The following is a 9,481-nucleotide window of genomic DNA, read 5'->3' on the forward strand; positions in this document are numbered from 1 at the left end:
CAGGTCCCGTACGGCGCCCGGTGCTCCTCTAGACCGGCGCCGTGCGGGCGCGCATCGCCGGTTCGGCGGGCGGGAGTTCGGTGGCGGCCGCCGGGAGTTCGATGGTGAACTCCGTGCGGCCCGGGACGCTGGTCACGTCGATGCGGCCGCCGTGGGCTCCGGTGATCGCCGTGGCGATGGCGAGGCCCAGGCCGGAGCCGCCCTCCTTGCCGCCCGCCCGGGCGCGGGAGGCGTCGGCGCGGGTGAAGCGTTCGAAGACCGTGGGGAGGAGGGCCGGGGGGATGCCGGGGCCGTCGTCGCGTACCCGGATGACGACGGTGCGGTCGGCGGTGGCCTCGACGCTCGCGGTGACCGTCGTGCCGACAGGTGTGTGCATCCGCGCGTTGGCCAACAGGTTGGCCAGCACCTGATGCAGGCGGGCCTCGTCGCCGATGACCAGGGCGGGGGCGTCCAGGGACAGGTGGAGCTGCCACTCGTGGCCGGTGCCCGCGGCGCGCGCGTCCCACACCGCCTCGGCGAGCAGCGCCGCGAGGTCCACCTCGGCGGACTGCAACGGCCGCCCCTCGTCGAGCCGGGCGAGCAGCAGCAGGTCCTCCACGAGGCCCGTCATGCGCGCCGACTCGGCGGTGACCCGGCGCCAGGCGAGGCCCGGCTCGATGCGGTCGGTGCCGCGGTTCATCAGCTCGGCGTAGCCCGCGATCGAGGCGAGCGGGGTGCGGAGTTCATGGCTGGCGTCGGCGAGGAAGCGGCGCATGCGTTCCTCGCTGCGGCGTATCTGCTCCTCGCTGCGCTGGCGTTCGGCGAGCGAGGACTCGACGTGGTCGATCATGCGGTTGAGCGCGGCGCCGACCTGGCCGGCCTCGCTGCCGGGGTCGGTGTCCCGCTCGGGCACCCGGGTGAGCGCGGTGACCTCGCCGTGCCCGAGCTGCGAGCGGGAGACCTCGACGGCGGTGGCGGCGACCCGGTCGAGGGGCCGTAGCTGCCGTCGTATGACGACCGCGCACAGGCAGCCCGCCGCGGTCAGTCCGGCGAGGGCGACGACCGCCTCGACCGCCACCAGACCGCTGATCATGTCCTGGACGTCGTCCATCGGGAGGCCGGCGAGGACTCGGACCCCGTTGTCGTCGAGCACGGTGATCCGGTAGGTGCCCAGGCCGGGCACGGTCCGGGTGTGCTTCGCGCCGTCGGCCGTGATGCCCTGGAGGGCCGTGCGCTGGGCGGCGGTGAGGTTCTGCGGCGGGGCGTCCTGGCTGACGACGGCCGCGGCGATGATCGCGCCCTTGTCGTTCAGCCGCGCGGCGAGTGTCCCGGCCGCGTGGCCGTTCTCCGTGAGGAACCCGAGGTCGTCGTCGAAGCCCGGACGCAGTTCGGCCCCGCCCAGGCTCCGTTGGGCGGCGTTGTCGACCCGGTCGTCCAAGTTGCCCAGCAGATAGGCGCGTTGGACGAGCACGGTGGTGAGGGCCATCGTGGCGCACACGGCGACGAGGGTGGCGCTGATGAAGAGGAGGAGCCGGGTGCGCAGTGAACGGCCGCGCAGGCGGCCTCGGTTGCGGGTCAGGAGGTTCATCTGCCGTCCTCCACGGGCCGTAGGGCGTATCCCATTCCTCGCACGGTGTGGATCATCGGGGCCCGGCCCCGGTCTATCTTCCGGCGGAGGCTGGAGATGTAGACCTCGACGAGGTTGCCGCCGCCGTCGAAGCAGCTGCTCCACACCTGGTCGAGGATCTGTGCCTTGCTCAGCACCTGGCGGGGGTGGTCGAGGAACAGGGTGAGCAGCTCGAACTCCTTGGCGGTGAGCTGGACCGGCTCACCGGCGCGCCGTACCTCGCGGGTCTCGCCGGTCAGGACGAGGTCGCCGAGGACCCGTACGGAGTCGTCGGACGGGGTCCGTTCGCCGCCCGCCCGGCGCAGCAGTCCGCGCAGCCGCAGCACGACCTCCTCCAGGGAGAAGGGCTTGGTGACGTAGTCGTCGGCGCCCGCTTCGAGGCCGTCGAGGCGGTGCTCGATCGCGTCGCGGGCGGTGAGCATGAGGACGGGCAGCTTCGGGTTCTCGTAGCGCAGCCGGCGCAGTACCTGTACGCCGTCCAGGTCGGGCAGCATGCCGTCGAGGACGACGGCGTGCGGGGCGCAGCCGCGGGCGATCCGCAGCGCGCTCTGTCCGTCCGGCGCGGGGTAGGGCCGCCAGCCGGCCTCGGTGACCGCGACGGAGAGGACCTCGGTGAGCGCGGGCTCGTCGTCGACGATGAGCACGCGTACGCGGCTGCTGCGGGACCCCGATGTGCCAGTCATGTCCCGATTCTGTCCCCGTCCGCTGGGGGAACCCTGTGTTCCACCTGAGTCCTGGCGATGACCTGCGCGGACGTGCGGCGGACGAACGCGGAGGGCCGCACCCCCGTCGCCGGGGATGCGGCCCTCAACTGCCTTGCCGGAGCCGCTAGTTGCGGATCAGGTTGCGCAGCACGTACTGCAGGATGCCGCCGTTGCGGTAGTAGTCGGCCTCGCCGGGGGTGTCGATGCGGACGACCGCGTCGAACTCCACACCGGTGTCGGTGGTGACCTTGACCGTGCTCGGGGTGGTGCCGTCGTTCAGCTCGGTGATGCCGGCGACGGAGAAGGACTCCTCGCCGGTGAGACCGAGGGACTCGGCGGACTGGCCCGCCGGGTACTGCAGCGGGATGACGCCCATGCCGATGAGGTTCGAGCGGTGGATGCGCTCGTACGACTCGGCGATGACGGCCTTGACGCCGAGGAGCGCGGTGCCCTTGGCGGCCCAGTCGCGGGACGAGCCGGAGCCGTACTCCTTGCCGGCCAGGATGACCAGCGGGATGCCCTGCTCGATGTAGTTGCGCGAGGCGTCGTAGATGAAGGAGACGGGGGCGTCGGCCTGCGTGAAGTCACGCGTGAAGCCGCCCTCGGTGCCCGGCGCGACCTGGTTCCGCAGGCGGATGTTGGCGAAGGTGCCGCGGATCATGACCTCGTGGTTGCCTCGGCGCGAGCCGTAGGAGTTGAAGTCACGCCGCTCGATGCCGTGCTCGGTGAGGTACTTGCCGGCCGGGGTGTCGGCCTTGATGGCGCCGGCGGGCGAGATGTGGTCCGTCGTCACCGAGTCGCCGAGCTTGGCGAGGACGCGGGCGCCGTCGATGTCGGAGACCGGGGTGGTCTCCATCGTCATGCCCTCGAAGTACGGGGGCTTGCGGACGTAGGTCGACTGCGCGTCCCACTCGAAGGTGTTGCCCTCCGGGATGGGCAGCGCCTGCCACTGGGCGTCGCCCGCGAAGACGTCGGAGTAGGACTTGTTGAACATGTCCTCGCCGATGGAGTTCGCGACGACGTCGTTGACCTCGGCCTCGGTCGGCCAGATGTCTTCCAGGTAGACCGGCTTGCCGTCCTGGTCGACGCCGAGCGCGTCCTTGGTGATGTCCACCTTCATGGAGCCGGCGATGGCGTACGCGACGACCAGCGGCGGGGACGCCAGGTAGTTCATCTTGACGTCCGGGTTGATCCGGCCCTCGAAGTTGCGGTTGCCGGAGAGCACCGAAGTCACGGCCAGGTCATGGTCGTTGACGGCCTTGGAGACCTCCTCCGGCAGCGGGCCGGAGTTGCCGATGCAGGTGGTGCAGCCGTAGCCGACGAGGTTGAAGCCGACCTTGTCGAGGTAGGGGGTGAGCCCCGCCTTGTCGAAGTAGTCGGTGACGACCTTGGAGCCCGGGGCGAGGGTGGTCTTGACCCACGGCTTGCGGGTCAGGCCCTTCTCCACGGCCTTCTTCGCGACGAGCGCGGCGGCGACCATGACGTACGGGTTCGAGGTGTTGGTGCAGGAGGTGATGGCCGCGACCGTCACCGCGCCGTGGTCGATCTCGTAGGTCGAGCCGTCGGGGGCGGTCACGGTGACCGGGTTCGTCGGGACGCCGTTGCTGGCGGCCGGGGCGTCGGAGGCCGGGAAGGACTCCTTGCCCGCCTCGTCGTCGTCGGCGACGTAGTTGCGCACGTCGCTCTTGAACTGCTCGGCGGCGTTGGCGAGGACGATACGGTCCTGCGGGCGCTTCGGGCCGGCGATCGACGGGACGACCGTCGAGAGGTCCAGCTCCAGCTTCTCGGAGAAGTCGGGCTCGGCGGCCGGGTCGAGCCAGAGGCCCTGCTCCTTGGCGTACGCCTCGACGAGCGCGACCTGCTGCTCGTCGCGGCCGGTCAGGCGCAGGTACTTCAGGGTCTCGTCGTCGATCGGGAAGATCGCGGCGGTGGAGCCGAACTCCGGCGACATGTTGCCGATGGTGGCGCGGTTCGCGAGGGAGGTGGCGGCGACGCCCTCGCCGTAGAACTCGACGAACTTGCCGACCACGCCGTGCTTGCGGAGCATCTCGGTGATCGTGAGCACGAGGTCCGTGGCGGTGGTGCCCGGGGTCAGCTCGCCCGTGAGCTTGAAGCCGACGACGCGCGGGATGAGCATCGAGACCGGCTGGCCGAGCATCGCGGCCTCGGCCTCGATGCCACCGACGCCCCAGCCCAGCACACCGAGGCCGTTGACCATCGTGGTGTGCGAGTCGGTGCCGACGAGGGTGTCGGGGTAGGCCTGGCCGCCCCGGACCATGACCGTACGGGCCAGGTGCTCGATGTTGACCTGGTGGACGATGCCGGTGCCCGGCGGGACGACCTTGAACTCGTCGAACGCGGTCTGGCCCCAGCGCAGGAACTGGTAGCGCTCGCGGTTGCGGCCGTACTCCAGCTCGACGTTCTGCGCGAAGGCCTCGTGGGTGCCGAACTTGTCCGCGATGACGGAGTGGTCGATGACCAGCTCGGCCGGCGCGAGGGGGTTGATCTTCGCCGGGTCGCCGCCCAGCTCCTTCACGGCCTCACGCATGGTCGCGAGGTCCACCACGCAGGGCACGCCGGTGAAGTCCTGCATGATCACACGGGCCGGCGTGAACTGGATCTCCTGCGACGGCTGGGCCTGCGAGTCCCAGGTGCCGAGGGCGCGGATGTGGTCGGCGGTGATGTTCGCGCCGTCCTCGGTGCGGAGCAGATTCTCCAGCAGGACCTTAAGGCTGTAGGGGAGCCGGGCCGAGCCCTCCACCTTGTCCAGGCGGAAGATCTCGTACGACTCGTCGCCGACCTGCAGCGTGCTGCGGGCGTCGAAGCTGTTCGCCGACACGACAGTCTCCTTCATTGATGTGCGCGTTCCCACCGCATCCTGCCGCTACGACGTCTTGGCCGATCCGCTAAGGTAAGGCTAAGTTAGGCAAGCCTTACTACTGGGATCGGCGGAGTGTGCGACTGCGGTGCACCTCGGCAGATATCTCGATGTCGAGATAACTCTAGTACATGGGGGCGGGCTGGTCATGCCCGGACCCGGCCGCGCGCGAAAACCGGTGGAGCCGGCGCGCCGCGTGTCCGTACCGTCCCCGGGGTGACCTATCTGAGCCCGCTCGGGTATCTGCTGGGACTTGAGGGCGCCGCCCTGCTGCGCGGCTTCCGGGAAAGAAGCGCCGACCAGGCCTTCGTCGAGGCCCGGATCGCCGAGATCCGCAGGCTGCTGGAGACCCCGGAACTCGCCGACGCCGAGGGCGTCACAGCGGTCCCCGGCGCGATCAGTACGGCCGACGTCTATCAGGACTGGGCGCCGCACTACGACGACCCCGGCAACCAGATGATCGACATCGAGCAGCCCGTCGTCCGGCGCATCCTGGACGGCCTGCCGGTCGGCGCGGCACTGGACGCGGCGTGCGGCACCGGCCGGCACACCGCCCATCTGCACCGGCTCGGCCATCGCGTGACCGGCGTCGACGCCTCGCCGGAGATGCTCGCGCGGGCACGGGAGCGGCTGCCGGACGTCGATCTGCGCGAGGCCGACCTGCGTCAACTGCCGCTTCCCGACGGCGCGGTCGACACCGTCGTCTGCGCGCTCGCGTTGACCCACGTCCCCGATCTGGCGGTCGTACTGGCCGAGTTCGCGCGCGTGCTGCGGCCCGGCGGGCATCTCGTGATCTCGGACGCGCACGTCATGTCGTCCTACTTCCGGCCCACCCTCCCCCGGCGCCCCGGCCCGGACGGCCGCGCGACCCTGCTCACCGAATACCATCGCCCGCTCAGCGCCTACCTCTCGGCCGCCCTCCCGCTCGGGTTCCAGGTCCGGCACTGCGAGGAACCCCGCCGGCCGCGCCACTCCCTCGATCCCGGCGCCGCCCCGGACCCGCTGCCCACGTGGATGTCCTGGGACCTCCTGCACTGGGATCCCGAGGCGTCCGCCGCCGCGCTGGACGAATCGCCGGTCGTCGTCATCTGGCACTTCCAGTTGGGAGACAGCACGGAGGAGTGAGCAACTCCCGTTCGCCCTCGGATGATTGGCCGACTTCGGGGTACCCGCTGCCAGACGAAAGGGGGCGGGTATGCCGCTCACGTTCCGTAAGAGCTTCCGGGTCCTTCCCTGGCTTCGGCTGAACATCAACAAGGGGTCCCTGTCGTTCACGACAGGAGGCAAGGGCGGCCCGCGCTACACGCGCAGCACCTCGGGGCGCCGTACGACATCGATGGACCTGCCCGGGCCGTTCGGGTGGCGCAGGACGCGCACCAAGAAGGACGACTGACGGCAGCCGGCAGCACTGCTGACCGGTCGTCACCCGAATGGACCCCCCAGGAGGCGCCATCTCATATCTGAGATAACCTCGGCCTCATGGCAGACGACTACCTCGTACGTATCGGCAAGCTCATCCGTGACGCCCGGCAACATCGGGGCTGGACACAGACGCAGCTTGCCGAAGCGCTCGGCACCAGTCAGAGCGCCGTCAATCGCATCGAGCGCGGCAACCAAAACATCAGCCTTGAGATGATCGCTCGAATCGGTGAAGCCCTGGACAGCGAGATCGTCTCTCTGGGCTACGCCGGACCGATGCATTTGCGGGTGGTCGGCGGGCGCCGGCTGTCCGGCGCGATCGATGTGAAGACCAGCAAGAACGCGTGCGTGGCACTGCTGTGCGCCTCGCTCCTCAACAAGGGGCGCACAGTGCTGCGCCGGGTCGCGCGGATCGAGGAGGTGTACCGCCTTCTGGAGGTACTCGGCTCGATCGGCGTCCGCACCCGCTGGATCAACGACGGTGTCGACCTGGAGATCGTGCCGCCGGCCGAGCTGGAGATGGAGTCGATCGACGCGGAGGCCGCCCGCCGGACCCGCTCGATCATCATGTTCCTCGGCCCGCTGCTGCACCGCATGGACAGCTTCAAGCTGCCGTACGCGGGCGGTTGCGACCTCGGCACGCGCACGATCGAGCCGCACATGATCGCGCTGCGGCGGTTCGGCCTGGACATCGCCGCGACCGAGGGCCTGTACCACGCGCAGGTCGACCGGGCCGTCTCCCCCGACCGGCCGATCGTGCTGACCGAGCGCGGCGACACCGTCACCGAGAACGCGCTGCTGGCCGCCGCCCGCCACGAGAGCGTCACGGTCATCCGCAACGCGTCCTCCAACTACATGGTCCAGGACCTCTGCTTCTTCCTGGAGGCGCTCGGCGTACGGGTCGAGGGCATCGGCACCACCACGCTCACCGTGCACGGCGTGCCGACCATCGACGTCGACGTGGACTACTCCCCCTCCGAGGACCCGGTCGAGGCGATGAGCCTGCTGGCCGCCGCCGTCGTCACCGAGTCGGAGCTGACGGTCCGCCGGGTACCCATCGAGTTCCTGGAGATCGAGCTCGCGGTCCTGGAGGAGATGGGCCTCGACCACGACCGCACGCCCGAGTACGTCGCGGACAACGGCCGTACGCGCCTGGTGGACCTCACGGTCCGGCCCTCCAAGCTGGAGGCGCCGATCGACAAGATCCACCCGATGCCGTTCCCCGGCCTGAACATCGACAACGTGCCGTTCTTCGCGGCGATCGCGGCGGTCGCGCAGGGCCAGACCCTCATCCACGACTGGGTCTACGACAACCGCGCGATCTACCTCACGGACCTCAACCGCCTCGGCGGCCGGCTCCAACTCCTCGACCCGCACCGGGTGCTGGTCGAGGGCCCGACCCGCTGGCGAGCCGCCGAGATGATGTGCCCGCCGGCGCTGCGGCCCGCGGTCGTCGTCCTGCTGGCGATGATGGCGGCGGAGGGCACGTCCGTGCTGCGCAACGTGTATGTCATCAACCGCGGTTACGAGGATCTGGCGGAGCGGCTCAACTCGATCGGGGCGCAGATCGAGATCTTCCGCGACATCTAGGCACATCGTGGATGCCCGCGGTGCCGCCGTGCCTCACCGGTGCGGCGGCACCGCCGTGTTCAGCGGGTGCTCCACTTCTGGTTGTCCTGGCCGTTGCAGTCCCAGAGCTGGAGCCGGGTGCCGTTGGCGGTTCCCTGGTCCTTGACGTCCACGCACTTGTTGGCCTGCGGATTGACCAGGTCGTTGCTGGAGTTGAGGCGGAACTGCTGCGCCGGGTTGCCGCTGCACACCGCGATCTGGATCACGGCGCCGTTCGCCGACGAGCCCCAGGCGACGTCCATGCACAGGCCCATGGAGCGGATCGTGCCGTCCGAACGGAAGTCCCACTTCTGCCAGTTCTTGCCGGTGCAGCTGTTGATCTGCAGCGGCGAACCGTCGGCGCCCTTGTGACCCACCATCTCGATGCACTTGTTGGAGGCGTGGCTGTAGATGGTGGTGCCGGGCGCGGCGACCACCGTCTTGGTGGCGGTGACCTTGGTCGTGGTGGACTTCTTCGAACCCCCGCCGGAGGACGCCTTCTTGGGGGCCTCGGCTGAACTGCCCGCGATCACTCCGGCACCGGAACCGGCACCGGCGGCCGCGGCTCCCGCGCCCTTCTTCACCGTGTTCTTGCCGCCGCTCGGGTGCGAGGGGGTCGCCTTCGGCGAGGTCGGGTCCGGGCTGGCCGAGCCGTAGGCGCCGGCACCGCTGTCCGTCGTCTGTCCGTTCAACACCGTGCCCGCGTCGGCCACTTGGTCCGACGGCTTCGAGTCCGAGCTCGACCGGCCGAGCAGACCGGACACCAGGAACGGTACGCCGATCAGCAGCGCGCCGGCTATCGCGGCTCCCGCGAGCAGTCCTCGGGAGGGGCGGCCGAAGGCGGGGGCCGCGGCGGCGGTGTCCTCGTCGGCTCCAACTCCGCCTCCGGATTCGGCTGTTGCCGCTACGGCCAGGGCGTCGGAGCCCTGGTCGGGGTCGGCACGGGTGTCGGGTGCGGCTTCGGGGGTCGCACCCTCATCGGTGCCCACGGCGGCTTCCGCGGTGGGGAGTTGGGCCGCCGCGGCGGGCTGCGCGGGAGGTGTCGGCGCCGCTTCCGCCTGCGCCGCGGTCTCCGGGGCGCCGGTGCGGGCGGCCGTCGTCTCGCCGCTGGTCGGCGGGAGTGCCGCCGCTTCGGTCTCGGGGGCGCCGCCCGCGGTGGTGTCCGGGGCCGGGGCGGGCTCCGTCCCGCCCGTCGCTGCCTGGTGCTGCGGGCTGTTCTTGCCGGACATGCTGGTCCTTCCAGAAAGGTGATCGGGTGACGACCGG

At 70.4% G+C, this 9,481-nt stretch carries 7 protein-coding genes; 3 read left to right on the forward strand and 4 right to left on the reverse strand.

The features are described from left to right. Nucleotides 1-28 precede the first annotated feature (28 nt). The 3 genes from ACGFY9_RS15540 to acnA form a co-directional block, all read right to left on the reverse strand. Nucleotides 29-1,567: a sensor histidine kinase gene (locus ACGFY9_RS15540; protein WP_393754354.1), complete on the reverse strand. Its 1,539-nt coding sequence runs from the start codon at nucleotides 1,565-1,567 to the stop codon at nucleotides 29-31. Then, nucleotides 1,564-2,289: a response regulator transcription factor gene (locus ACGFY9_RS15545; protein ID WP_393754356.1), complete on the reverse strand. Its 726-nt coding sequence runs from the start codon at nucleotides 2,287-2,289 to the stop codon at nucleotides 1,564-1,566. Before ACGFY9_RS15545 ends, ACGFY9_RS15540 begins: the two co-directional genes overlap by 4 nt. 145 nt (nucleotides 2,290-2,434) lie before the next feature. Then, complete coding sequence (gene acnA, locus ACGFY9_RS15550) at nucleotides 2,435-5,149, reverse strand: aconitate hydratase AcnA (protein ID WP_393754357.1); 2,715 nt, start codon at nucleotides 5,147-5,149, stop codon at nucleotides 2,435-2,437. 255 nt (nucleotides 5,150-5,404) lie between these two features. On the opposite strand from acnA, the gene ACGFY9_RS15555 reads away from it, so the two are divergent. The 3 genes from ACGFY9_RS15555 (at nucleotide 5,405) to ACGFY9_RS15565 (ending at nucleotide 8,197) form a co-directional block, all read left to right on the forward strand. Beyond that, nucleotides 5,405-6,313 carry a class I SAM-dependent methyltransferase gene (locus ACGFY9_RS15555; protein WP_393754359.1) on the forward strand — a complete coding sequence of 303 codons (909 nt, stop codon included), beginning with the start codon at nucleotides 5,405-5,407 and terminating at the stop codon, nucleotides 6,311-6,313. Nucleotides 6,314-6,383: 70 nt separating this feature from the next. Then, complete coding sequence (locus ACGFY9_RS15560; RefSeq protein ID WP_393754361.1) at nucleotides 6,384-6,581, forward strand: DUF4236 domain-containing protein; 198 nt, start codon at nucleotides 6,384-6,386, stop codon at nucleotides 6,579-6,581. 86 nt (nucleotides 6,582-6,667) lie between these two features. Beyond that, on the forward strand, nucleotides 6,668-8,197 hold the full coding sequence (locus tag ACGFY9_RS15565; RefSeq protein ID WP_393754363.1) for a helix-turn-helix domain-containing protein: 1,530 nt from the start codon (nucleotides 6,668-6,670) through the stop codon (nucleotides 8,195-8,197). Nucleotides 8,198-8,256: 59 nt separating this feature from the next. Here the strand turns inward: ACGFY9_RS15565 and ACGFY9_RS15570 are convergent, their stop codons facing one another. Further along, a complete protein-coding gene (locus ACGFY9_RS15570; protein ID WP_393754365.1) occupies nucleotides 8,257-9,444 on the reverse strand; it encodes a ricin-type beta-trefoil lectin domain protein in 1,188 nt (395 codons plus the stop codon). Between the last annotated feature and the right edge of the window lie 37 nt (nucleotides 9,445-9,481).

The organism is Streptomyces sp. NPDC048504, assembly GCF_043200035.1.
GTDB lineage: Bacteria > Actinomycetota > Actinomycetes > Streptomycetales > Streptomycetaceae > Streptomyces.